Below are 23,367 nucleotides of genomic sequence, written 5' to 3' on the forward strand. Positions count from 1 at the left end.
CATGGTCATCAAGTGTGCGCTTGTAATCGTTCGTCCAGGGTTTGCAATACGGGCCCGTAAACCTGCATCAGCGGAATGAAGCGAGCTAAATTCACGTGGCTGACCCATGTAGCTGCAACGTTTTCGACAACGTCCAGGTTTTGCGCTTCGCCAGCAACGTAGTCACACAGGATGTAGTCGCAAAGCACCCCAGTAGTTGGGTGTAATCGTTCTCCGATCTTGTGTCGCGCTATGCAGTGAACGCCCGTCTCGGCGAGCGTTTCGTGGACGGCGACGACGGCAGGTTGGCTGCCTGGTTTGACTACACCGGCCGGGAACTGCCAGGAGATCCCGGCTGCGTCATCTCCTCGGCGACACACGATCAGGACGTCATCGCCGCGTACCACCACCGCAACGGCGACGCGCAGCGGTTGAATCTGGGTTGGTGCTGGCCGGTTATGCGGTGCAAGCAACTCCGAGATGCTCAACCCGAAGATCCGTTCAAGCAGTCGCGCCGTGGCTGGCCGCACGGGGCCGAGCGGCCTGCCGTCCGGGTGTGCGCCCGCGACCAGACGTGCAAGATGCCGAACGCTGAGCGTGCCTGGCTCGCCGTGCTCCCTCGCGAACCCCTCGGCGAACTCAACGAACTCTTCGTAGGTCTGCCGTCGCTCCCAGAGCATCTGCTCAAGCAGGGTGCGGGGTCCTGCTGTCCCGTCCGCATCTCGCATTCGTCCACTCCTGAAAGCTTTGTCCTGCTCATGGCGGCCACAAGTCATGCGCGCGTCATGGGTTGCACCCCCGCAGCGACCTGAGACTTATTTCATTCTCTCATAAGGGTCGATTTAGTCCCAGAATGAAAGGCTTGCGGGTGAGCTACGAACGGCCGGGGAAGGTCGCCGGGTTGTTTCTCAGTTGGTACCGCTGCATGTCCGACGAGCACGACCACGCGGTTACAGATGAGCAGTTTCTAGCGGGGATGCAGGCGCGGCGTGGTCGCTACCGCGCTGTCTGCGGCCACATCGTCGAAGTGGCCTCGGTCATGTCCGTACCTGGCGTTCCCTGCCGACGATGCCACGCGTTCCTTGCTGCGCTTGCTGGTGTCAGAGACGTCAGGCGGTCTGAGCCCCACCGGCATCGCAAACGAGGCGTCTGGACTCGGCTCCTTCGGTGTGCGCCTGCTTCAACCAAGTTCGAGAAGGGCAGCAAATCTTGAAGTCCCACAGCACCATGTTCGAGCGCGACTCGGACGACGACGCGGAAGCCATGGCGGAAGTAACCAAGGCACAGCATCAGCTCGGCAAGATCCGAAAGGCGCGTGGGTGGACTTGTGCCTATGTCGCCAAACAGTTGGACGTGCACCCCGCGTCTGTGTGGAAGTGGGAGAACCACCCCGCATGCGCTCGGGTCCTGGACCATCTCCAGATGTATGCCCGGTTCCTCGGGTACACCTTGCGCGTCGTCCTGGTCGAGTCAGATGAAGACGACGCGCCGATGGTCGAATCCTGACCAGAGCGACCAGCAGCGGCGTCCAATATCGGCGGATAGGCCGATTTCTGGCCGTCGAGACAGGCTCCGGCGAACCCGTCTCACTTGTCACAACCATCGTTTCCGCTGGTCAAGCGCACGCGGACCCGTCACGCCGCCTGTGACGGCGTGACGGGTTCGCGAGACGGGTTGTGACAGGTTACGGATCGTCGTCGAGCCCTCTGGCATCGCCAATGGCTTCGACGGCGGCCCGGATTTCGGCCGTGGCGTAGCCGCGTATCTGCCGCATCCGGCCGCCCTCACCCGGGACGCGGAACCTCTCTGGCCGACACCCGAAGTCCCCCATCTGGCGACCGAATGCGGTCGGCTCGAAGTTGAGCGCTTCGACAAGCTCCGCCGTGGGAACGAACTCCCGACCGCCCTCGTCGAGATCTTCTCCGAGGTAGTCGGCGACGGACGCCAGTGGTTCAGGCAGTTGGATCGGTGCGGCTGGTGACGCAACCGGACCGCTCGCGCCGAGGGCGCGAGCAACGGCCGCGTGGTCGAGCGTCGGTCGGGTGTCCTGCCCGGCCGCATGACCGGTCAGCGTCCCGGCTGCCTCCCGCAAAGCACGGCCTTGCTGGCAGATCGTCTGCCAATCCTCGTTCGGCATGTAGTAGGTCCGGACCGTCATGGCGAGTACATCGGCCCCGGCCGCCGTGTCGCCATCCGGACGAAGGATGCCGACGCCCTTGTGCGACGGAAGCAGACGGCTGCTGTCGTATCCGCGTGTGTTCATCTGCTCGCCCAACACGATGTTGGAGTCGCGCCAGTCCATCACCCGCAGGGCGAACCGCGACCCGAGGACTGCCCGCAGCCCGGACGGGATCGTCTTCGAGTCAGGCCGTTGCGTTGCCAGCACGAGCACGATCCCGGCGGCCGGTCCCTTCTTCGCCAGCCACGTGAGCAACTCGCCGATGTACTCGCCAACCGTGAGCTTCTTCCCCTGCACCACGAGCGGCGTCCGGTCTTCGAGCGGTACTTGGACCTCATCGATGAAGATCGCCGTGACCGGCATGTCCAACGCCTTGTCACGAGACATCTCCGGCGTGACCTTCGACTCGGGACATGTCAGGTCATCCAGGTCGCGCATGCGCCGGTAGCGTCCCTGAACTTCGGCCACCAGTTCGACGAGCCAGTCTTTCAGCGCCAACACGTGTTTGGTCTCGTCGCCGGCCATGAACCGGTGCGCCACCTGGCCGGCGGCGTCCCAGTCCTTACCGGCCTTGAAGTCCGCCACGTAGAGGCGCACCCATGCGTCCAGGATGAGCCCCGCGGCCGCGAGCCTGGCAGCGAACGTCTTGCCCTGCCTTGGAATGGCGCCCACCAGAAGCGACGTCCACACCAAGGGCAAGTCGATACGCCGGTCTCGTGCATCCCGCCCGAACGGCACCGGTCGCCACGCATCCCACCGTGTCACGCTGAGAAGGGGCGTCCGGAGTGGAGGTCCGCCGTAGGGGTCCTCGTCGGCGACCCACATGGACACCCGCCCGGCATGACCGCCGTTGCCCCGAACTCGCTCCACGATGAGCTGAACCTCATCGACTGCCAGCGCCGACGCGAGCGCATCCCGGTTTTTGACGACGTCGGCGGCCTTGCGGGTCGCCGGTAGGTCGACCGTGATCGCCCAGCCGTCACCGATCCGGGTTGCCCGCTCCACCAGTCGCAGCGTTTCATCCTTGCCGATGAGCTTGGCGTCTCGGAACGCATCGACGAGCACTTGAGGGTCCATCGTCCATGTGAGCGTGCGCGGCCCGGCTAATGCAGGCTTCCGACCAGGGCTGCCGTCCTTCCGTCGGCCGAGGATTGCCAGGGCGGCTGACGTGACGGCCCCGGCGATCCACAGCGGATCGGCGCCATACACGAGATGCACGACCGCGACAGCCAAGGTGACAACGGCCAGCACCGCGCCCGTGACCTTCCACCGGAACAACGTGAGTTCACGGATCTCCGTGAACTTGTCCGCGAGCTTCTCCGACTCCTCGGCCGCCGCGCGGTAGTCCCGGACGGTGACCCAGTTGCGCCACCACCGGACACCGACCACCACACCGCGCATGACCGAACCCAGGTAGCGCCACGGCGACTTGAGCACAGCAGCGGCGGCGTCCTTCGCTGCCTGTACCGCTTGCGCCTTGCTCTTCAGTGCTCGCGGAACCCGAGGTGAGTGCTGCCACCACTGAGCGAACCGGCGACGTACCTTCTTCCGCCGGGGCTGCGGCAACGTGTCGTCGATCAACTCGCCGTCGAGTACCGGCCCGACGTGCTCGACGTCCTGCGACCTCGCCCGCTCGGCGAGCGTTCCAGTGTTGTCGTTGGCGTTCATGACCGGTCCTCCTCTCCTGGCACTGTGGTGTCTTGGCTGCCTTCGAGTTCTGCCGTCAGCGCCGAGGCAAGCCGGGGCGACAGGCCGCGCGAGCACCTGGTCACGTTCCGGACCCAAGCTGGTGTCACCGTCACGTCCGGCGTCCACGCCTGCCGTGCCTCGTGGAGGTAGTCAGCGAACAACTTCCGCCGGGTCGACTGCGTCCGCCGAGGCGCTCGGTGTGGCTTGCTGGGCTGCGATTCGTGAACGCCGTCCGTCGCTTGGGATGGCATCGGCGGTTCGGCCCGTTCGGCCGCATCCATGAACGCCACCGCAACCGCCTCGGTGAGCTTGTCGCGTAGATCCGTGATCGCCTCGGCAGCCGCGAACACGATCAGCGGCGGAACAGAGTGGAGAACAACCCCGGACAGTGAACCGGCCGCGAACGATGCCCAGGTGTTCATGACGTAGGTCGCGCCGAGCGCGGACCACTTGGCCGCGCGCACCCAACGACCGGTGTGCACCTGGTACCGCGCGGTCACCTGCTCGGCCCGCAGGATTGCCAGCAGCACCAGAGACACTGTCGGATCAAGCAACCACGCGGCCAACCACGGCAGGGACCACGGAGCCGATCCAGCCGCCGCGAACCATTGGACGTTGGCCATCGTGAACGCGAGGCCGAGCACGATTCCCGCCCAGCACAGTCGGTCCACTTGCGACCGGACCCGCTCCACGCGGAGCGCGACAACGTCGGGGTGGCCCTGCCATCGTCGAACTTCTGCCGCGTTGGCAGCGTCTCGTGCGAGCCTCTCCGCTCGCGTCGGCCGGGCGGCGGGTGGCCGCCCGAAGGCGGCCACCCCTTCCAGCCCGTTCTGATCGGTTGGCGCGTTCATCGCCGACCACCGCCCCGGCGGTTCGTGGTGTCCAGTGACGTGACCGTCAGCGCGCGTGTCAGCACGTGCGCTGCGATCAGGTCCGGAACCGAGAGCACCACCACCAGGAGAGTCGGGTTCCCAGGGTGGCTGATCACCAGCCACTGGACGCCCACGAACGCGGCGCCCGTGAACAAGACTCGCCCGGCCAGCGACACCACCCGCGCCGACGCGCGGGCTGCGTCGGCGGCACGGCGCGCCTTGCGTGCACCGAACCGCCACACCACGATCAAGGCGAGCAGTACGCCGATCCCCGCGAGGATCTGTGTCGGAGTCAGGTTGACCGTCATCCCTGCTCGCCCCCTTCCAAACGCATCCGGCGTTCTCGCCACGCGCGGTAGACCCGGCGTCGGTCGGTGTCTGGGAGCGCGCCCCACACGCCGACCGTGTCTTCACCGGCCGACCGGAGTTCCAGTTCCAAGCACTCATCGATGACCGGGCATCCGGCGCACATCCGAGCGGCCAGTTCGCGATCAGGCGTGTCCATTCCGGACAGTTCTGGAATCTCGCTACGGTCGAAGGCCCAGAAGCAAAGGCCGTCACGGGTCACGACCTCGGCCAACACCTCATCAGGCACGTCGGCGTACCGGTCCAGGTGGGCGGCCGTCTCCTCGTACTTGTCTCGGTTCATCACGACGCACCCCCGGTTGCCCGGCCTGCCTCGCGCGCCGTTCGCCGGTCGGCGATCAGGTCGGCGAGATCGATGCAGCCGCCCGATGCCGTGACCTCGGCAATCAGGTCTTTGAGGGCGGCGGCAGGAACGACGTAGCGGGTACGAATGCGGACCGCGGGGAAGGCGTCGTCTCGGATGGCGCGGTACAGCGTCACCGGATTCACACGGAGAATTTCCGCTGCTTCCCCGACTGTGTAGAACGCCGGAGCGACGTTCAGTTCGGTATCCATTGAGGTAATCCCTTGACAGAAGAACTATTTAAATCTCAATTTAGGGATGATTTCATCCCGAATGAGCACGGAAGTGTCCGAATGTGTCGGCACGGGCACGGAAGGCGGGCTGCGGAAACGCAAGCCGCGCTAGTCTCGTCGTTGAGGCGGAGCGCGGAGGGATACGTGTCGGAGGACTGGGCGGCAGTCGCGAGAGCGATCAATCAGCGCATGACTGAACTCGGTCTCAGTCAGCGCGAGCTCATCGCGCGATCGCAGGTCTCCAAGGCGACTGTCCGCGAAATCCAGCACAACCGGGCGCAACGCCGTCGCAGCGATCGCACCCTTGAGGCGCTTTCGCTTGCCCTTGACCTGCACGCCGGCCACCTTGCGGCCGTGCTCGCGGGTCGCCGTCCGCCGGAGCCAGGCGAACCGGCGCCGAAGGGGGATGACGACATTCCTGGTCGGCTTGCGGTCATTGAGCACCAGTTGCGCGAAATTACGGATCGGCTCCGCGGAATGGGTGCGCTTAACGATCGGCTCGACGAGGTCAACGCGAACGTTGAGTCGGTGCTCAAACACGTTTCCGACGACCGCGGAATTAACCGCCGCTGAGGGGTTCGGATGACTGTTTTTCATGCCTCTCAGTCAACGCCGAACCTTCGTCGCAAACGATGCACAAGCAGTGCAGTTCCAGCGCGCAACCAGTGCAGTAGCAGTGCACATCGGGGCCTTTGGGGGTGCGGTGAGTGGAGTTCGTAAGCAACTGGACCGGCCAGTCGGCGTGCGCACTTCAAGCTGCACTCCGCATGAGCAACGAAGCATTCGCCGACCATCTAGGTGTCGCCGTGCGGACCGTCGCAGGCTGGCACTCGAAGCCTGACGTCACGCCTAGGTCCGAGATGCAAGACGCTCTCGATACGGCGTTGGAACGAGCATCGGACCGAGCGAAGGCGCGATTTGCGCAGCTTGTCGTGCCACCGGTGGCGACCGAGGCTGATAGCGCGCAAGCCTTACGGGTCGCGATCGCCGTGGTTGTCAACGACTCCGACGAAGTGCTCATCGTCTGTCGCAGGGGCGAGGACGGGGCAGGGATCTCCTGGCAGTTCCCGGCCGGGATGGTCAAGCCGGGCGTCTCACCGGAGACGGTAGCTGTGCGAGAAACCCTTGGTGAGACAGGCGTTCACTGTGTGGTCACCCGCAGTCTCGGCAGTCGATTGCACCCGATCACCAAGGTCTTCTGTGAGTACGTCCTATGTGAGTACTTGACAGGAGAGGCACAGAACATGGACGTGGTCGAGAATGTTAGCGTGGTTTGGATCGACAAGACCAAATTGACGCGTTTCATCCCGGCTCAGCAGATTTTCCCGCCGATATTGGAAGCTTTGGAGGTTCCAGGTGAGTGACGAGGTGCGGCCGCCGATCGCCGCTGCGGTCATCGTGCGCGACGGCAAGGTGTTGCTCGTCAAGCGTCGCGTCAAGGAAGGAAGCCTGTCGTGGCAATTCCCGGCAGGCGAGGTCGAGGCAGGGGAGACCGGAAGTCAGGCAGCAGTCCGCGAGGCCAAGGAAGAAACTGGTCTGACGGTGGCCGAGGTCAAGGTCCTCGGTGAGCGGGTCCACCCGAACACTGGTCGCACGATGATCTACGTGGCGTGCGACGTCGTCGAAGGCGAAGCGAGCGTCGTTGACGACGAAGAGCTTGTCGAGGTCGCATGGTCGGACGGCAAGCAGATCACGGAGTATGTGCCGTACCCCTTCTACGGCCCGGTGCAAGAACACCTGGACGCGACGCTGTCTTCGTAACCTGAAACGAACGGGCCTCGATCGCTGGTCGGCGATCGAGGCCCGTTGTCGTCTATTCGCTAGATCAGCACGTCGGCGAGCCTCTCGCGCACAACGTCGGCATGCAGCAGCGTGGGCAGCTCGACGCCACCGACTGACGTCCGGGTGCTGGCCACCTGGTCAAGCGTGTCTGCGGGCAGCGCGTCGAGCAGTTCGATCGCTCGTGTTGCCCACAACTTGGCAGCGTCGAACCGTCGGGTCCCGTCGACGTCCTCGTTCCGGTAGCGGAACGCCAGGGCGTACGCCGTCTCAGCGGCGGCCCGTCTGTTGGTGCTGACCTCCAGCTCGAACACGGCGCGAAGCTCGTCGAGCGAGCCGTGACCTTCGGTCATGCTGGCTCCGCTCAGTAGGCGAGCTTCTCAGCCAGCGTCTCGTACTCGAACTGCTCGGTCCCGTCGAACCAGAGGCCGACTTCGTACTTGGCTTCCTCGGAGTTGCCGGAGGCGTGGACGAGGTTCATGACAGCCTTGCCGCTGACCTCGGACGACGCCTTCGTCTGGTGCGCGAAGTCGCCACGGACCGTGCCTGGCGCGGCTTCGTTCGGAAAGGTGGGGCCGATGATCTTCCTGACCTTGGCCACGGCGTCCACGCCTTCGAGCGCTAGCGCGATGACCGGGCCGGTCTGCATGAACGCGGCCGTCGTGTTGTAGATGTCGGCTCCGGCGCGTTCTTCCAGGTCGAAGTAGTGCTTCCTGGTGAACTCGGGGTCGAGCTGCTTCATCTTGACCCCCACAATTTTAAGTGCAGCGTCCTCGAATCGAGTGAGTATTCGTCCCGCTAGTCCACGAGCAACGGCGTCCGGCTTGAGCAGGATGAGAGTGCGCTCAACTCCCAGTTCAGATGAGTCACTCATAGTTTTCCCCTTCCGGTTGGTGGCTGCCGGATTCTATCGCGGGTGCATCGATCTGTTCCGAGCGTTGCGGATCCTGTTGACCGAGGGTTACTGTCGCAGCCACTAGACCCCTTGGAAGGTCATCGGCAGAGCGTGTCCATGTCTCTGGCCCGCCTAGTTCGAGGATTAACAGACGCCTACAAGCTCTACGTAAGACATTGACAATAGGGTCAAAATCTCCTTCCTTATCCGATGAAAGAATGGAAGTGATCATGACAGTGCCGGGGAACCTGTCGGTTCCAAACAGTGTGCCGTCGTGGGCGGTTCGCGAGCGATAATTGTATGCGTCGCCGATGTGGCTAATTTCTTTCTTGTGTAGAACTCGTGCTAGCGTCTTTCGAAACCTTCGTGCGTAACCGAATTCTTCCGTGCAGTGCTCGCAAGTCTTGCAGGACGTCAAGCTGACTGTGCGTGAACCGATAGCCTCAATAGCTGTAACAAGCGCCACTAAAGCTATTGATGGGTGGCGCTTCTGCAGGAGAAGCGCTTCATGGAAGGCGGTGAGTGCATCGCTAAGCTTCACGTCTTCATCAAGTCGATTAATGCTCTCCGATAACCATTCTGGAACCTCTAGTCTAGGCGATTCGCCAAAGGGGCCAAGGTTGGAATCGGATCTCATTATTTCTGGATCAGTAACGGGAAAACGCATTTCTGACGCGTACTCGCCCACCTCGGGGCCTTGTCGAACGATCCAGCAGTCTCGCGATATGACGGATAGTAGAGAACAGATTCGCCGAACCTTTAGGGCGGCATCGCGCCTGGCTTTCCTGTGGTCCGTTCCGGTAACGTGGCCAAAGGCGCGTGCTGGCCAGGTTACCGACAGCTCCCTATCGTGAACTTTTGGATATACCTGAACCCATTCTAAAAGTCTGTCGGTGCTAGGAAGCAGGTCGATTTCAGCAAGTCTGGCGGGTTCCGCAATTTTTGGACTAGTATAAGTGCTATTTTCTGGATCTGGGCCAATAATTGCTGACCAGGGAAGAGTCTTGGCTGGCTGGCTAAGCCTGGCGGTCGCGGTGGCTATCGCTGTCGTGTAGGTCTCTAGGTGACTCTCGTTCGCCAGTTCAATTATTTTTATTTTTGCAAAATCGCTGTTTCCTTTCTGAATTTGCAGAACTGTCGAAGATTCCGATCCGCGTACTCGTGATTCGAAGAGGCCTACCTCTTCGTCGACGCTATTGATCTCGTAGCCAGCTGCGCCGATCATCTGATAGAGGAATCGTAGCCATTCGTCAAGTCGCTCGATGGGGATCTGATATTCGACACTAGAAAGATTTTTATCGTCTTGATGCCTCATGTCGCCTATTCATGTCTGTGATGGCTGCAAGTTCTTTCCGGTTGGAATATTTCCAATAGCTCATAAGAGTGGTTCTAGTGTAAATTTTACGCGGATCCGCATGCGATACTGAACCGGCATTTGGGAAAGGATCTTGGCGCGGGTACGCGGATAGCTGGAAGCCTGCAAATCGGTGTGAGACGCGAGCTGACGGGTGTCACTCTCGGTAGTTGGCACGCGGTGACTTCTTGGGGGCGATACTCCGCCTTCGAGCGCGGGCGCATGTAGCTAGCTGTGTTGCGAACTGGGGTTGATTGGGGTTGTCAGAGTGCGTGTAGCTAGTGGCGATTGAAGCAAAGTGCCAGCTAGAAGCCATAGTGGCCAGCATCACAGACACTCGTAATGAATAGGTCAGGGGTTCGATTCCCCTAGGCGGCTCCGCAGGTCAGGGCCCCATTCGGACACTCCGGATGGGGCCCTGACCTTTTGGCGGGGTGACCGGCCGAGTGACGAGGCCGACGGAGCATCTGCTTGGTCAAGTTCACCCGATCCGGGGAACCGGCCGTGGCGCGTCCATCGCGGCCTGGAGGCCCGCTATCCGCGGGAACCAGCCGGTCTCGATCTCGCGTTCCGTCCTGGCGGACGCCTCATGGAGCGGCTCCAGGTATCCGTCCACCCAGTAGACGACATAGCGCTCGAAGAGCTTCTTGTACAACCTCAAATCGATGGCGCCGACTTCGAGAAGCGCGCCGCACTCTTCGAAGAAATGCAGAATTCTCGTCAGCGCGAACTGGTCGTCGGCCGCCAAGGGGGAATCGCCACCGTCATCCATCAGCGCCATGAATCCCAGTGGATTCGGTGCGGCCATGTTGTCGCGCAGGACATGGACCGCCTTGACGCGGTGGACCAGGCTTTCCGCGGATTGCCAGGTCTCGTACAGCCGATGTGTCCTGCTCACGCGGGTGACCCGGTGTGACTCCAGTCGTTGGACCGTGAACGAGATCGCGCCTCCGGCGATCACGCCGATCAGTGCCGAAATGACCTGCATTCAGTTCCCCCCTGAATGTTCACTGGCGCGCTCCCGCCCCTCAGTGAACACTCCGGGCCGAACTGCTTCAATCCGCCGGATTTTCCCCATCGGCGGAGCTTTTGAGGAACGTCCGCGACAGCGAAGTCCCCACTCCCGTGAGGTGATCGACGAGGGTGGCCGCGTCCGCGTCGAGTAGCCCGGAGCGCCACGCGAGCATGATCTCCACGAAGCCGCCGATCCCCAGCAGGACGTTGACCCGGAACTCCAGACCGTCCACACCGGGCTTCAGATGCGGCCGGGCCAGCTCGATGAGCAGGCCGGTGGTCTCCTGCACGGTCTGCCGCCGCAGCTGTTCCAGCACGGCGCTGCCCGAGTGGTCGCCGAACAGGATCTGCGCCCGCGCCGGCTCCTCCTGCACGTGGTGCACGACGACGTCGACAGCGGCCCGGAGCTGGTCCAGCGCGGGTTGCTCGATCCGGGAGGCGACGGCGTCCAGGACCATGCGAAGGGTTTCGTCGCGGACCTGTTCCCAGGCGGTGGCGAGCAGCGCGTCGCGGTTGGCGAAGTTCTCGTAGAAGTACCGGTCGGTCAGGTTCGCCCGCGCGCAGACGCCCCGCATGGTGACCGCCGCCCAGCCCTGTTCCTGCCAGATGTCCAAGGCGGCGCCGAGCAGGGCGAGCCGTCGTTCGGCTCGGCGCTCGTCGGCGGTTTTGCCGCTGTAGCGGCGGGACGCGGTCACCTCTCCATCTTGACAGCAGATGCCCTCGGATTCATTCTGAGGGCATGCGACCGCAGAATGGCCTGCGACCCGGTTTGGCCGCCGCGCTGACGTCCGCTTTCGTGCGGCCGATCGCCAACGCGATCCCCGCCACCCCGGCCGGGATCAGGTTCTCCCGCGCCTTCATCGCGAGCAGTCTGTGGCTGGCTTCCCCGCCGTTGAAGGGAAGTCGCGTCGAGCCCGGCATCCGCGGCGAGTGGGTCCGTGGTCCCGGGGTGACCGACGGCGACGGCGTCGTCCTCTACGTCCACGGCAGCGGGTACGCGCTTTGTTCGGCGCGGACGCATCGCGGGCTGACCACGCGGGTCTCCGACGGCACCGGCCTGCCGGTCTTCGCCTGCGAGTACCGGCTCGCGCCCCGGCATCGCTTCCCGAACGCCGCCGACGACGTACGCGCGGCATACGACCGGCTCGTCGGTCAGGGGTACCGCCGGATCCTCGTCGCGGGTGACTCCGCGGGCGGGCATCTCGCGGTCGACCTCGCCGCGCAGCTGATCCGGGAGAACCGCGAACCGCCCGCCGCGCTGGCGCTTTTCTCGCCGCTGTTCGACGTGACCTTTTCCTTGGCCTCCGAGCGGGAACGCATGCGGCGCGACCCGATGATCTCCGCTGCGGCGGCCGCGCGGCTGGTCGGTCTGTACACGGTGGACGCAGACCTCGCGTCCGCGCGGCTGCGGTTCGCCTTCGACGACATCAAGGGGTTCCCGCCGACGATCATCCAGGCCGGTGGCCTCGAAATGCTCGCCGCGGACGCCATCGAGCTGGCCAGGGCGCTGCGCCGCACCGGGGCGGACTGCGAACTGGACGTCGTCCCCGGTCAGATGCACGTCTTCCAGGCCTTGACCCGGTTCATCCCGGAAGCGCGGCCCGCGATGGAGCGGGCTTGCCGGTTCCTCACCGAGAATCTCCCGGCGATCGAGAAGGCGGCGTGATGACGAAGCGGACCCAAGGAGCGCACGCCGTCGTCACCGGGGCGGGCAGCGGCATCGGGAGGGCGATCGCCACCGAACTCGTCCGTCGCGGGAGCCGGGTCGTGTGTGCCGACATCGACCTCGAAGCGGCCGAAGAAACCGCCGCGATGCTCAAGAGCAAGGGCGAAGCGGTCGCCATCGCCTGTGACGTGTCCACTGTGGACGAAGTCGCCGAGCTCGCGAACCAGGCCCGTTCCTGGCTCGGCCGCGAGCCGGACCTCGTCGTCAACAACGCCGGGATCGGCGCCGGCGGCAAGGTCGTCGGGGAGAGCCCGCTGTCCGATTGGCAGCGGACCCTCGGTGTGAACCTCTGGGGAGTGATCCACGGTTGCCACACCTTCGTGCCCGCCATGCGGGCGGCGAGGGCGGGCGGCGTCATCAACGTCGCGTCGGCCGCGGGATTCACCGCCGCGCCGAGGATGGCCGCCTACAACGTCAGCAAGGCCGGGGTCGTCAGCCTTTCCGAGACCCTTTCCGCCGAGCTGTCCGGCACCGGCGTCGCGGTCACCGTGCTGTGCCCGACCTTCGTCCGCACCAACATCTTCGACGGCGAACTCATCGACGCCGAGGCGCGCGGCCTCGCCCGGCGGGTCTCCGACGTGGTCGGGTTCTCCGCCGAAAAGGTCGCGAGGATGACGCTCGACGCGCACGATCGCGGCCGCCTTTACGTGGTGCCGCAGCCCGACGCCCAGCTTCTTTGGCACGCCAAGCGTTTCGTGCCCGTCCCGTACACGCGGATCGCCGGTCTCCTCGGCCGGTTCCTGCCCGCCGAAAAGGAGAAGTGATGGCCTACGACTTCGCCGCGATGCTCCAGACCATCAAGGACAAGCAGTGGTCGCTGGCCGACATCGACTGGGACGCGCCCGGCGCGGACACGATGACCGACGAACTCCGCGCCAAGATGCGGCCGTTCATGGCCGACCTGGTGTGGATCGAGCACGTCGGCGCGCGCGGGTTCGCGTCGCTGGCCAAGAAGGCGCCGACGCCGGTGATCCAGGAGATCTACCGGTACTTCCACGCCGAGGAACAGAAACACGCCAACGCCGAACTGGCGCTGATGAAGCGCTGGGGCATGCTCGACGAGCACGGTTCGATGCCGGAGCCGAACATCAACGTCAAGCTGGCCATCAAGGTCCTCGACGACTACGGCGACTCGCTGCCGTTGACCGCGCTCGCCACGCTCATCCCGCTGCTGGAATGCGCGCTGGACGGCGCACTGGTGAAGTTCCTGCTGGAAGAGGTCTCCGATCCGGTGTGCCACCAGGTGTTCCGGCATATCAACTCCGACGAGTCCCGGCACATCGCGGCCGACTTCGAAGTACTGGAGCTGATCGGCGCCGGATCGACGACCAAGATCATCACGGAATCGGTCGGCTCGCTCAAACCGCAGATCGTCCTCGGCCTGATCGTGGTGTTCGTCCCGCTGATCAACAAGATGCGCGACAACATCGTCGCGATGGGCCTGCCGGAGAAGAAGCTGTACAACGCGGTGAAACGGTTCTCCACCATCGGCGGCCGTGGCGAGTACACCAAGCGCATCCCGGCGTACCACGTGCTCAAGGCGCAGGCGGCGATGATCGTCGACCGCTCGCACGTCTACCACCGGCTGCTGGCCGACCCGATGGTCAAGGCGACCCGCCTGATCCCCGCGCGGCTGCTCGGCAAACCGCAGTCGTGGACCGAGGAGATCACGCACGAACCGGTCGCCTCATGACCTTGGGCGAATTCCGGGGCGAGGTGCTGCGCGGTACCGAATGGTTCGGGCACGACTTCGCCGGGCAGCGGGTCGCCGTCGTCGCGCCCGGCCGTGAAGCGGCGCAGATCGTGCCCGAGGTGGTGGCCACCGCGCGGTCGGTGAAGGTGTTCCAGGAGGAACCCGACTGGGTGGTGCCGATGCCGGTGCCGGGGCCGAACGTCCTCGGGATCGCCGTCGCCCGCGTGTTCCTGCGCTGGCAGGTGAAAGACCCCTGGGTCCGCAGGCTCCTGACACCGGACCGCCGCTTCGGCTCGCGGCGGACGGCGCCGGGCCTCGGCTACTACGGAGCGCTGCGAAAGCCCGGCTGCAAGCTCATCACCTGGCCTGTCTACGCCTTCGTGCCCCACGGAATCCGTACCGCCGAAGGCATCGAGCACCAGGCCGACGTCGTCGTGCTCGGCGCCAGTTCACTTTTCGCCCTGGAAGGACGTCCCGCATGACCCCGGACCACGAGATCGCGATCATCGGCGGCGGCTTCTCCGGAATCGGCGCCGCGATCCTGCTGCACAAAGCGGGTTTCGAAGACTTCCTCATGCTGGAGGAGGGCGACGGCGTCGGCGGTGCCTGGCACTGGAACACCTATCCCGGTGTCGCCGTCGACATCCCGTCGTTCAGCTACCAGTTCTCGTTCGAGCAGATCTCCGGCTGGTCGCGGGTCTACGCGCCGGGCCGCGAACTCAAGGCCTACGCCGACTACTGCGTCGACAAGTACGACGTCCGCCGCCGCACCCGCCTCGGCAGCAAGGTCGTCTCGGCGACCTTCGACGACGAAACGCATTTGTGGCGCCTCGAAACCGCCGACGGCTGGTCGATGACGGCACGGTTCGTCGTCGGCGCCACCGGCGTGCTCACCCAGCCGAAGCCGCCGGAGATCGACGGGCTCGCCGATTTCCGCGGCACGGTGATGCACACCGCGCGCTGGGACCACACCGTCGACCTGCGCGGGAAACGCGTCGCGGTCGTCGGCACCGGGGCTTCGGCCGTGCAGGTGATCCCGTCCATCGCGCCGGAAGCCGGGCATCTGACGGTGTTCCAGCGGACGCCGATCTGGTGCCTGCCCAAGCCCGACGCCGCCCTGCCGGGGCCGGTGCGGCTCGCGATGCGACGGCTGCCCGGAGCCAAACGGCTGTCACGGCTGGCCAGCCAGGCACTCGTCGAACTGACCTTCCCGCTGGCCGCGCACTTCCACAAACTCCTGCCGACCGCCGGGGCGGGCGAGCGGATCGGGCTCGCGCACCTGCGCCGCGCGGTCAAGGATCCCGAGACCCGGGAGAAGCTCACTCCGCGCTATGCCTTGGGCTGCAAGCGCCCGAGCTTCTCCAACGAGTACCTCCAGACGTTCAACCGCGAAGACGTCACGCTGGAGACCACGGGCATCGACACGATCACCGAACACGGCGTGCGCACCGCGGACGGCACGGCGCATCCGGTCGACGTGCTGGTGCTGGCGACCGGGTTCAAGGTGTTCGAGAAGGGCAACATGCCCGCGTTCACCGTGCGCGGGGCGGGCGGCACCGATCTCGAGAAGTTCTGGGAGGAGAACCGGTTCCAGGCCTACCAGGGCGTCAGCGTGCCCGGTTTCCCGAACCTGTTCACCATTCTCGGGCCCTACGGCTACAACGGTTCCTCGTACTTCAACCTGATCGAGACGCAGACGGCGCACATCGTCCGGTGCCTGCGCAACGCCCGCAAGACCGGGGCGACCCGGGTGGAGGTCACGAACGAGGCCAACGACCGGTACTTCCAGAGCATGCTGGACCGCCGCAAACACCAGGTGTTCTTCCAGGACAGCTGTTCGCTCGCCAACAGCTACTACTTCGACGTGAACGGGGACGTGCCGTTCCGTGCCTCGCCGACGCTGGAAACGATGGTGACGAGCCGGTTCTTCGACCTCGACGACTACGCCTTCGCGGACGGCCGGTGAACACTGGCTGAAGTCCGCCGTCGCCGCCCTGGCTGAGCCTTAAGTTCGGTTCCCCGAACCGACCTGGAGGCTGGCCGTGGAAGGCTTTCCGTGGGACGTCCTGCTCGCGGTGGTCGGGATCGCCGTCCCGGCCGTCGCGTTCCTGTGGGAGTTCGTGCTCGTCGGCCGCAAACGGCTCGGCTACCGCGTGCAGATGGACACCCCGACGGCGTCCGAGCGCGGGTTCGCGCCGACGGCCGACGCGCTCGCGCAGTTGCAGCACGAGAACGGCGAGCGGCTCGTCGACCCGTCGTTCGTGCTGCTGCGCATCGAGAACAGCGGCACCACCGACATCGACACCGACGACTACGCGGTCAACGCGGACGACCGGGTCGGCGTCCGCGTGAAGTTCCCCGGCCGCACCGTGGCCGGGATGGTGGTGACCGAGCTCAGCTCGCCGCATCTGCACGAATGTTTCGGCGACGACTCCGGTTTCGGCGCGCGCGACGAGAATCCCGAGCGGCCGGTCGGCGTGATCGACCTGCCGAGGGTGCCGCTGAACCGCGGCGCGCACTACAAGATCCTCGCCGTGCTCGACCGGATCCCGAACGGTTCGACCGAGGACTTCGACGACCCCCAGGTCATCGGCGAGATCAAGGGCGGCAGCCTCCGCGAGACCAAGAGCCGCACCGGGCCGACCGGATCGGTGATGGCGCTGATCCTCTTCCTGGTGGTGGTCAGCATCTTCCAGCTCACCCGTTCGCTGGTCTTCGACGAGAAGCCGCCGCCGCTGGACTGCGCGTCCGGGAAGCTCACGGTCACCGGGTCGACGGCGTTCGCGCCGGTGTTGAAGGAAGCGACGGCGTCGTACGCGAAGACGTGCCCGGGAGCGTCCTTCGCCTTCGACAGCCGGGGGAGCGCGGAAGGGCTCGGCAGCCTGAACCAGGCCGGGAACGACAGCGTGCTGGCCTTCTCCGACGGCGCCAAGGGCGAGGGCTTCCCGCAACTGCTGCCGCGGCCGGTCGCCTTCTCGCTGTTCACGCTCGTGGCCAACAAGGAAGCCGGCGTCCAGGACCTCTCGCTCGCGCAGATCCGCGACGTCTACGACGGCAAGATCGCGAACTGGCGGGAGATCGGCGGCAAGGACCAGCCCGTCCGGCTCGTCGACCGGCATTCCGACTCCGGTACGCGGCGGACGTTCGAGCTCCAGGTCCTGGCGGGCAAACGGGAACCGGGCGACAACTCCGACGACTGCCTCAAACCGGCGCCGGGGGCCCAGCCGGGGGTGGTGCGCTGCGCGCGGCCGTCCACGAACGACGTCCTCGAGGCCGTCTCGCGCGTGCCCGGCGCGCTCGGCTACAGCGAACTGGGCGCGGCCACGAAACGCGAGGACGTGCTGCCGGTCCGGATCGACGGCCACCAGGCGACCCTGGAGGGCGCGATCCACGCGGCCTACCCGTTCTGGGAGACCGAGTACGCGTACACGTTCGGCGAGCCGAAGGCCGACTCGCTCGTCGCGAGCTTCCTGCGGTACCTGACCAACCAGGTCGGCAAGGACATCGTCCGGTCCCACGGGCACCGGCCGTGTGCCGAGCTGGTGAATCCGGTCCTCTGCCGTCCAGGCGCGTGAAGGCCCCCTTGCCGCGGCAAGGGGGCCTTCACGCGCGAAAGGTCAGGCAGGCGGCTTCAGGGTGACGACGGTGGCACTGGTCTCGCCGCGCGGCGTCCGGTACTTGATCTCGTCACCCTCCTTGGCGCCCACGAGCGCGAGGCCGAGCGGGCTGTCCGAGGTGACCGTGAAGGCGTCGGCGTCCTCGCCCGGGATCATGACGATGTGGAGCTCCTCCTCGTCACCGTCCGAGTACCTGATGGTGACGGTGGTGCCGTCGGGGAGCAGGCCCTTGCTGTTGCGGCCGCCGTGCTCGAGTTTCGCGGCGACATCCGAGATGCGCCGCTCGAGGTAGGCGGCGGCTTCCGCGCGGTCCAGCACCTCCGCTTGGTCGGCCGCGTCGCCGGTCCGTTCCTGTTCGCCGACGAGCGGCGCCATCGCGTCGCGCTGCGCACGCAGATCGGCGAGTTCCTTTTCCAGCTGCCGGCGTGCCGCCGGGCTGAACCCGTTGTCCCCTGTGGTCACCATGCCGCGCATTGTCCGCTACAGATCGGCCGCTAGCCACCTCGATTTTTCACCCGCTGTGATCGTCCGGGACGCTTGCCCTAAGCTTCAGGGCTCCCGTCCTGACTACTTGGTGTAAGGAACTTCGTGACCGCCGTTCCCGGCCGCAGCGTGCGGCTCTCCCCCAATCAGCTGCAGAAACAGGAGCAGATCGTCGAAGCGGCGCGTGTCGTGCTCGCCAGGGACGGGCTCGCGGGCTGCACCGTTCGCGCGATCGCGGAGGCCGGACCGCTCACGAAGAGTGCGATTCATTACTACTTCGCGGACATCGACGTCCTGATCGACCGCGCGATGGCGGCGCACATCACAACGTTCACCGCCGATTTGCGCAAAATTTCGGAGAAACACGATCACCCGGACGAGCGGCTCTTCGCCGCCCTCGAGGCCTTCCTGTCCGAGTTCTCCGGCCGCCCGAACGCGGCCTTCCTCTGGTTCGAGTACTGGATCGCCGCGGGCCGCGCGCAGCATCCGCAGGCGATCGACGTCATGCTCACGTCGATCACCGAACTGCTCGCCGAGTTGCTCGCCCCGCTCGACGTCGAAGACCCCCGCGCGCGGGCGCGGGCCCTACTGTCCTATCTGCTCGGTGCGATCGTCCAGCAGCGCGTCCGGCGGCGGCCGTTCGCCGCACTGCGTGGCGACATCGAAGCGCTCTGTTTCGCGAACTACGGGTAGAAATACGCATTAGATCCGTACCGTTACGGATTGTTCGGTCCTGTCGGCTCCCGCCATGGTGAGGTTCCCTTCCCTTGCCTGAGAGCTAGGAGACGACGATGCGCATAAGACGGTGCATGGCCGTGGCGATCGCGGCCGTCGCTGCGTTCACCATCCCGGTCGCCGCGAGTCCGGCGACCGCCGACCAGCAGGCCGAAGACGCGCAGGTCCAGATCTACGAGGTCTTCGGTACCGGTACTTCGCAGCAGCGCACCCAGATCTCCCGGCTGGGCGTCGACGTCCTCGGTTCCGCGGGCGGTACGACCACCTTCATCGGCGAGGCGCGCGACGCGGCGAAGGTGCGCTCACTCGGCTTCCGCGTCGAGCAGCGCGGCGTCGTCGACAGGTCGGAGAAGGTCGGCACGAACGCGATCAACGACTTCCCGCCGTCGGACTCCGGCTTCCACAACTACGCCGAGGTCACCACGGAACTGCGCAACGCGCAGGCGAACTACGGGTCGATCGCGCGGCTGAGCAGCGTCGGCAACTCGTTCCAGAACCGCGCGCTGAACATGCTCAAGATCAGCGACAACGTCGGCACCGACGAGAACGAGCCCGAAGTCCTCTTCACCTGCAACCAGCACGCGCGCGAGCACCTCACCACCGAGATGTGCCTGCGGATCGTGAACCGGTTCACCCAGGGCTACGCCTCCGACCCGGCGATCAAGCGCTTCGTCGACAGCACCGAGATCTACGTGATCCCGAACGTCAACCCGGACGGTTCGGAGTACGACATCTCCGGCGGCAGCTACAAGTACTGGCGCAAGAACCGCCAGGGCAACGGCACCGACCCCAACCGCAACTGGGGCTACAACTGGGGCTGCTGCGGCGGTTCGTCGGGTTCGACGACCAGCGAGACCTACCGCGGTCCCTCGGCGTTCTCCGCCCCGGAGACCAGGGCGGTGTCCAACTTCGTCAACTCGCGCAAGATCGGCGGCGTCCAGCAGATCAAGGCGAGCATCGACTTCCACACCTATTCGGAGCTCGTCCTGTGGCCGTTCGGCTTCACGTACAACGACACCGCGCCGGGTATGACGGCGGCCGAGGCGCAGCGTTTCCAGACGCTGGGCAGGCAGCTGGCGGCGACCAACGGCTACACGCCGCAGCAGTCGAGCGACCTGTACATCACGGACGGGACGATCGACGACTGGATGTGGGGCACCCACAAGATCCTGAGCTTCACCTTCGAGATGTACCCGCGGGGTTCCAACCCCGGTTTCTACCCGCCCGACGAGGTGATCGTCCGGGAGACCACGCGTAACGACAAGGCCGTGGACCTCCTGCTGAATACCGCCATCGGCTGACGGCGCTGAGCTGAAGGGGCCCTTCACCGCATCCCACGCGGTGAAGGGCCCCTTCGTCGCATCAGATGCGGGCATGGTCCCCTTCAGCTCCCGCGCATAGGGTGCGGGACATGCCGATGTTCGAATTCGAGGGGCAGCGTCCCCAGGTGGATCCCGAAGCGTGGATCGCCCCCACCGCCACCCTGATCGGCGACGTCGTCGTCGAAAAGGGCGCCTCCGTCTGGTACGGCGCCGTGCTGCGCGCCGACTTCGGGCGGATCCTCATCCGCGAGGGCGCCAACATCCAGGACAACTCGGTCATCCACGTCAACGGCGGCGTGACCGAGGTCGGCAAGAACGTCACCGTCGGGCACCAGTGCCTCGTGCACGACTGCACGATCGGCGAGCAGGCGCTGATCGGGAACGGCTCGATCGTGCTCGACAAGGCGCAGATCGGCGCGAAGGCCCTGGTCGCGGCCGGTGCCACGGTGACGCCCGGGATGGTCATCCCGCCGGAGACCGTCGCCATGGGCAGCCCGGCGAAGAAGCACGTCCCGCTCGACGGCACCGCCCGCGGCTGGGTCGAGCACAACGCGGCGATCTACCAGGAGCTGGCGCGCAGGCACTCGGAAGGCATCAAGCCGATCGATTGACTCTGTTCGTCTGTCGAGCGCTGACGGAAACCTTCCGCGGGGCACAAGGCCGTAGGTACGTCGCGCAGGTGCGAAGGGCGCCCCGCAAAAGGTTTCCGGTGTCGCGATCGAAGAACCGTGACCCGCGAACACGTGATCGTCCCGCCTTGCCGCGATCTCGACCCGGAACTCGGGATCGCGGAAAGGCTGCTGGCGCAAAGGAATCCGTGGCTCGCCGGGGCGGAACTGGTCGCGTTCGGCGGCCGGCGGCGGATCAAATGCTGCGCCGTCTGCGCGGAGGCGTTCTGCGATCGGACGGCAGGCTGCAGCCGCCGTTGGTGTGCCGGACATCGTCCGCATGCCGACTCCCGCCCCGGCGGAGTGCACTAGGCTCCGGAGGCACCAGCGACTGGCGCATTTGAGGTGGAGCACCACCGGGAAGCGAATCGGGCCGGCACCGCGCGCCTGGGTGAAGGCCACTCCTGAGCCGGAGTACGCCATGACACACCAGCCAGAACTGTCCGCGCTCGCCGCCGCGGACCCGCAGATCGCCGGGCTCGTCGAGGACGAGGCGAAGCGCCAGCACGACAAGATCCGCTTGATCGCCTCCGAGAACTACGTCTCCCAGGCGGTGCTCGAAGCGACCGGCACCGTCCTCACCAACAAGTACTCCGAGGGCTACGCCGGCAAGCGGTACTACGAGGGCCAGCAGCTCATCGACCAGGTCGAGAACCTCGCCATCGAGCGGGCCAAGGCCGTCTTCGGCGCCGACCACGCCAACGTCCAGCCGTACTCGGGTTCCCCGGCGAACCTGGCGGTGTACCTCGCCTTCGCGAAGCCCGGCGACACCGTGCTCGGCATGGCGCTGCCCGACGGCGGCCACCTCACGCACGGCTGGAGCGTGTCCGCGACCGGCAAGTGGTTCACCCCGGTGCGCTACGGCGTCCGCAAGGAGACCGGCCGCGTCGACCTCGACCAGGTGCGCGAACTCGCGCTGCAGCACCGGCCGAAGCTGATCTTCGCGGGCGGCACCGCGATCCCGCGCACCATCGACTTCCCGGCGTTCGCGGAGATCGCCCGCGAGGTCGACGCCGTCCTGGTCGCCGACATCGCGCACATCGCCGGTCTCGTCGCCGGTGGCGCGCATCCGTCGCCGGTCGGGCACGCGCAGGTCATCACCACGACCACGCACAAGACGCTGCGCGGCCCGCGTGGCGCGATGATCCTTTCCGACGCCGACCACGCGAAGGCCGTCGACAAGGCGGTGTTCCCCGGTCTGCAGGGCGGGCCGCACAACCACACGACCGCCGCGATCGCCGTCGCGCTGGGCGAAGCGCAGAAGCCGGAGTTCCGCGACTACGCGCACGCGATCGTCGCCAACGCCCGGGCGCTGGCGGAGGCGCTGGTGGAGCGCGGGTACGACCTCGTGTCCGGCGGCACCGACAACCACCTGCTGCTGATCGACCTGACGAACAAGAACGTGCCGGGCAAGCCTGCCGCGCAGGCGCTGGACCGGGCCGGGATCGAGCTGAACTACAACACCGTGCCGTTCGACCCGCGCAAGCCGTTCGACCCGTCCGGCATCCGGCTCGGCACCTCCGCGATCACCACCCGCGGGCTCCAGCCGGAGCACCAGGTCAAGGTGGCGGAGTGGATCGACCGCACGATCACCGCCGCGGCGGCCGAGGAACAGGCCGCGCTGGACACCATCGCCGCCGAGATCCGCGAGTTCCTGGCGCCGTTCCCGATCCCGGGTTACTCGGCCTAGCCGAGCTGAAGGACGCTTTCCCCGCATAAGACGCAGCGAAGGGGCCCTTCACCGCATGACATGCGGTGAAAGGCCCCTTCAGCTCTGCTCTGCGAACTAGTGAGCGGCCGGACCGTCGACGGCTTCCTTGGCCAGCCGGTCGGTCTCACGCTCGTACGAACGCTTGATCTCGGCCTCGGCTTCGGTACGCCCGACCCAGGACGAGCCCTCGACGCTCTTGCCCGGCTCCAGGTCCTTGTACACCTCGAAGAAGTGCTGGATCTCGAGCTTGTGGAACTCGTTCAGGTGGTGGATGTCGCGCAGGTGCTCGAGGCGCGGGTCGTTCGTCGGGACGGCGAGGACCTTGTCGTCCGGGCCCTTCTCGTCGGTCATCCGGAACATGCCGATCGCGCGGCAGCGGATCAGGCAGCCCGGGAAGGTCGGCTCCTGGACGAGCACCAGCACGTCGAGCGGGTCGCCGTCCTGGCCGAGGGTGTCGTCGATGAACCCGTAGTCAGCGGGGTACTGGGTGGCGGTGAACAGGGTCCGGTCGAGCTTGATCCGACCGGTCTTGTGGTCCACCTCGTACTTGTTGCGCTCCCCCTTGGGGATTTCGATAGTGACGTCGAATTCCACGCCGGCCTCGCTGCTCTCGTCTTTGGTACGCCCCGCCTCGCGGACGGCTCACCGAAATCATCGTCTTGTCTTCACTAGTGTGGACCACGGGGGCTCGGGCGGTCGCATCGATGTG

At 65.7% G+C, this 23,367-nt stretch carries 28 protein-coding genes; 15 read left to right on the top strand and 13 right to left on the bottom strand.

What is annotated here, in order from left to right; genetic code table 11:
• Positions 1-8 precede the first annotated feature (8 nt).
• Positions 9-707, bottom strand: a complete 699-nt coding sequence (locus ACLJPX_RS37305) for an NUDIX hydrolase (RefSeq protein WP_410605004.1) — start codon at positions 705-707, stop codon at positions 9-11.
• Between the two features lie 481 nt (positions 708-1,188).
• On the opposite strand from ACLJPX_RS37305, the gene ACLJPX_RS37310 reads away from it, so the two are divergent.
• Positions 1,189-1,485, top strand: a complete 297-nt coding sequence (locus ACLJPX_RS37310) for a helix-turn-helix domain-containing protein (RefSeq protein ID WP_410605005.1) — start codon at positions 1,189-1,191, stop codon at positions 1,483-1,485.
• Between the two features lie 178 nt (positions 1,486-1,663).
• Here the strand turns inward: ACLJPX_RS37310 and ACLJPX_RS37315 are convergent, their stop codons facing one another.
• Genes ACLJPX_RS37315 through ACLJPX_RS37335 form a run of 5 tightly spaced genes read right to left on the bottom strand, consistent with a single transcriptional unit; the run spans position 1,664 to position 5,640 of the window.
• Positions 1,664-3,826, bottom strand: a complete 2,163-nt coding sequence (locus tag ACLJPX_RS37315; RefSeq protein WP_410605006.1) for a cell division protein FtsK — start codon at positions 3,824-3,826, stop codon at positions 1,664-1,666.
• Positions 3,823-4,698 carry a hypothetical protein gene (locus ACLJPX_RS37320; RefSeq protein ID WP_410605007.1) on the bottom strand — a complete coding sequence of 292 codons (876 nt, stop codon included), beginning with the start codon at positions 4,696-4,698 and terminating at the stop codon, positions 3,823-3,825. Before ACLJPX_RS37320 ends, ACLJPX_RS37315 begins: the two co-directional genes overlap by 4 nt.
• Positions 4,695-5,027 (bottom strand): hypothetical protein, encoded by a 333-nt coding sequence (locus tag ACLJPX_RS37325; RefSeq protein WP_410605008.1) that lies wholly within the window; start codon positions 5,025-5,027, stop codon positions 4,695-4,697. The genes ACLJPX_RS37320 and ACLJPX_RS37325 overlap by 4 nt, the downstream gene beginning before the upstream one ends.
• Positions 5,024-5,368 (bottom strand): WhiB family transcriptional regulator, encoded by a 345-nt coding sequence (locus ACLJPX_RS37330; RefSeq protein WP_410605009.1) that lies wholly within the window; start codon positions 5,366-5,368, stop codon positions 5,024-5,026. Before ACLJPX_RS37330 ends, ACLJPX_RS37325 begins: the two co-directional genes overlap by 4 nt.
• Complete coding sequence (locus tag ACLJPX_RS37335; RefSeq protein WP_410605010.1) at positions 5,368-5,640, bottom strand: helix-turn-helix domain-containing protein; 273 nt, start codon at positions 5,638-5,640, stop codon at positions 5,368-5,370. The genes ACLJPX_RS37330 and ACLJPX_RS37335 overlap by 1 nt, the downstream gene beginning before the upstream one ends.
• A gap of 165 nt (positions 5,641-5,805) precedes the next feature.
• Between ACLJPX_RS37335 and ACLJPX_RS37340 the strand changes: the two genes are divergently transcribed.
• The 3 genes from ACLJPX_RS37340 to ACLJPX_RS37350 all read left to right on the top strand — a co-directional run bounded on the left by ACLJPX_RS37340 (position 5,806) and on the right by ACLJPX_RS37350 (position 7,422).
• Positions 5,806-6,234, top strand: a complete 429-nt coding sequence (locus ACLJPX_RS37340) for a helix-turn-helix domain-containing protein (protein ID WP_410605011.1) — start codon at positions 5,806-5,808, stop codon at positions 6,232-6,234.
• Positions 6,235-6,428: 194 nt separating this feature from the next.
• Positions 6,429-7,025, top strand: coding sequence for an NUDIX hydrolase (locus tag ACLJPX_RS37345; RefSeq protein ID WP_410605012.1), 597 nt, complete (start codon positions 6,429-6,431; stop codon positions 7,023-7,025).
• Positions 7,018-7,422 (top strand): NUDIX hydrolase, encoded by a 405-nt coding sequence (locus ACLJPX_RS37350; RefSeq protein ID WP_410605013.1) that lies wholly within the window; start codon positions 7,018-7,020, stop codon positions 7,420-7,422. The genes ACLJPX_RS37345 and ACLJPX_RS37350 overlap by 8 nt, the downstream gene beginning before the upstream one ends.
• 59 nt (positions 7,423-7,481) lie before the next feature.
• Here ACLJPX_RS37350 and ACLJPX_RS37355 read toward each other — a convergent pair whose 3' ends face one another.
• The 5 genes from ACLJPX_RS37355 to ACLJPX_RS37375 all read right to left on the bottom strand — a co-directional run bounded on the left by ACLJPX_RS37355 (position 7,482) and on the right by ACLJPX_RS37375 (position 11,398).
• Positions 7,482-7,793, bottom strand: a complete 312-nt coding sequence (locus tag ACLJPX_RS37355) for a hypothetical protein (RefSeq protein ID WP_410605014.1) — start codon at positions 7,791-7,793, stop codon at positions 7,482-7,484.
• An 11-nt stretch (positions 7,794-7,804) separates the two neighbouring features.
• Positions 7,805-8,314, bottom strand: a complete 510-nt coding sequence (locus ACLJPX_RS37360) for a nucleoside-diphosphate kinase (RefSeq protein ID WP_410605015.1) — start codon at positions 8,312-8,314, stop codon at positions 7,805-7,807.
• Entirely contained in the window at positions 8,307-9,650 is a 1,344-nt protein-coding gene (locus ACLJPX_RS37365; RefSeq protein ID WP_410605016.1) for a hypothetical protein, read from the bottom strand. The genes ACLJPX_RS37360 and ACLJPX_RS37365 overlap by 8 nt, the downstream gene beginning before the upstream one ends.
• 520 nt (positions 9,651-10,170) lie before the next feature.
• Positions 10,171-10,677: a hypothetical protein gene (locus tag ACLJPX_RS37370; RefSeq protein WP_410605017.1), complete on the bottom strand. Its 507-nt coding sequence runs from the start codon at positions 10,675-10,677 to the stop codon at positions 10,171-10,173.
• Between the two features lie 67 nt (positions 10,678-10,744).
• Positions 10,745-11,398, bottom strand: coding sequence for a TetR/AcrR family transcriptional regulator (locus ACLJPX_RS37375; protein WP_410605018.1), 654 nt, complete (start codon positions 11,396-11,398; stop codon positions 10,745-10,747).
• Positions 11,399-11,442: 44 nt separating this feature from the next.
• Here ACLJPX_RS37375 and ACLJPX_RS37380 point away from each other — a divergent pair, with 44 nt between their 5' ends.
• The 6 genes from ACLJPX_RS37380 to ACLJPX_RS37405 all read left to right on the top strand — a co-directional run bounded on the left by ACLJPX_RS37380 (position 11,443) and on the right by ACLJPX_RS37405 (position 17,697).
• On the top strand, positions 11,443-12,369 hold the full coding sequence (locus tag ACLJPX_RS37380; protein ID WP_410605019.1) for an alpha/beta hydrolase: 927 nt from the start codon (positions 11,443-11,445) through the stop codon (positions 12,367-12,369).
• On the top strand, positions 12,369-13,193 hold the full coding sequence (locus ACLJPX_RS37385; protein WP_410605020.1) for an SDR family NAD(P)-dependent oxidoreductase: 825 nt from the start codon (positions 12,369-12,371) through the stop codon (positions 13,191-13,193). The genes ACLJPX_RS37380 and ACLJPX_RS37385 overlap by 1 nt, the downstream gene beginning before the upstream one ends.
• Positions 13,193-14,122 carry a ferritin-like domain-containing protein gene (locus ACLJPX_RS37390; protein ID WP_410605021.1) on the top strand — a complete coding sequence of 310 codons (930 nt, stop codon included), beginning with the start codon at positions 13,193-13,195 and terminating at the stop codon, positions 14,120-14,122. Before ACLJPX_RS37385 ends, ACLJPX_RS37390 begins: the two co-directional genes overlap by 1 nt.
• Positions 14,119-14,604, top strand: coding sequence for an FAD-dependent oxidoreductase (locus ACLJPX_RS37395; protein ID WP_410605022.1), 486 nt, complete (start codon positions 14,119-14,121; stop codon positions 14,602-14,604). Before ACLJPX_RS37390 ends, ACLJPX_RS37395 begins: the two co-directional genes overlap by 4 nt.
• The gene (locus ACLJPX_RS37400) at positions 14,601-16,088 is read left to right on the top strand and encodes a flavin-containing monooxygenase (RefSeq protein WP_410605023.1); all 1,488 of its coding nucleotides are present in this window, start codon (positions 14,601-14,603) and stop codon (positions 16,086-16,088) included. The genes ACLJPX_RS37395 and ACLJPX_RS37400 overlap by 4 nt, the downstream gene beginning before the upstream one ends.
• 76 nt (positions 16,089-16,164) lie before the next feature.
• Entirely contained in the window at positions 16,165-17,697 is a 1,533-nt protein-coding gene (locus ACLJPX_RS37405; protein WP_410605024.1) for a PstS family phosphate ABC transporter substrate-binding protein, read from the top strand.
• Positions 17,698-17,739: 42 nt separating this feature from the next.
• Here the strand turns inward: ACLJPX_RS37405 and ACLJPX_RS37410 are convergent, their stop codons facing one another.
• On the bottom strand, positions 17,740-18,204 hold the full coding sequence (locus ACLJPX_RS37410; protein ID WP_101611087.1) for a GreA/GreB family elongation factor: 465 nt from the start codon (positions 18,202-18,204) through the stop codon (positions 17,740-17,742).
• 123 nt (positions 18,205-18,327) lie between these two features.
• On the opposite strand from ACLJPX_RS37410, the gene ACLJPX_RS37415 reads away from it, so the two are divergent.
• The 5 genes from ACLJPX_RS37415 (at position 18,328) to glyA (ending at position 22,637) form a co-directional block, all read left to right on the top strand.
• On the top strand, positions 18,328-18,915 hold the full coding sequence (locus tag ACLJPX_RS37415; protein WP_101611086.1) for a TetR/AcrR family transcriptional regulator: 588 nt from the start codon (positions 18,328-18,330) through the stop codon (positions 18,913-18,915).
• Between the two features lie 116 nt (positions 18,916-19,031).
• Positions 19,032-20,258 carry a M14 family metallopeptidase gene (locus ACLJPX_RS37420; RefSeq protein ID WP_410605080.1) on the top strand — a complete coding sequence of 409 codons (1,227 nt, stop codon included), beginning with the start codon at positions 19,032-19,034 and terminating at the stop codon, positions 20,256-20,258.
• A gap of 110 nt (positions 20,259-20,368) precedes the next feature.
• Positions 20,369-20,890 (top strand): gamma carbonic anhydrase family protein, encoded by a 522-nt coding sequence (locus ACLJPX_RS37425; RefSeq protein ID WP_410605025.1) that lies wholly within the window; start codon positions 20,369-20,371, stop codon positions 20,888-20,890.
• Between the two features lie 117 nt (positions 20,891-21,007).
• A complete protein-coding gene (locus ACLJPX_RS37430) occupies positions 21,008-21,259 on the top strand; it encodes a hypothetical protein (protein ID WP_410605026.1) in 252 nt (83 codons plus the stop codon).
• Positions 21,260-21,368: 109 nt separating this feature from the next.
• Positions 21,369-22,637, top strand: coding sequence for a serine hydroxymethyltransferase (glyA, locus tag ACLJPX_RS37435; protein WP_101611082.1), 1,269 nt, complete (start codon positions 21,369-21,371; stop codon positions 22,635-22,637).
• A 96-nt stretch (positions 22,638-22,733) separates the two neighbouring features.
• Here glyA and ACLJPX_RS37440 read toward each other — a convergent pair whose 3' ends face one another.
• Positions 22,734-23,252, bottom strand: a complete 519-nt coding sequence (locus tag ACLJPX_RS37440; protein ID WP_101611081.1) for an inorganic diphosphatase — start codon at positions 23,250-23,252, stop codon at positions 22,734-22,736.
• Positions 23,253-23,367 lie beyond the last annotated feature (115 nt).

The sequence above is a fragment of the Amycolatopsis sp. lyj-90 genome (assembly GCF_046549035.1).
GTDB lineage: Bacteria > Actinomycetota > Actinomycetes > Mycobacteriales > Pseudonocardiaceae > Amycolatopsis.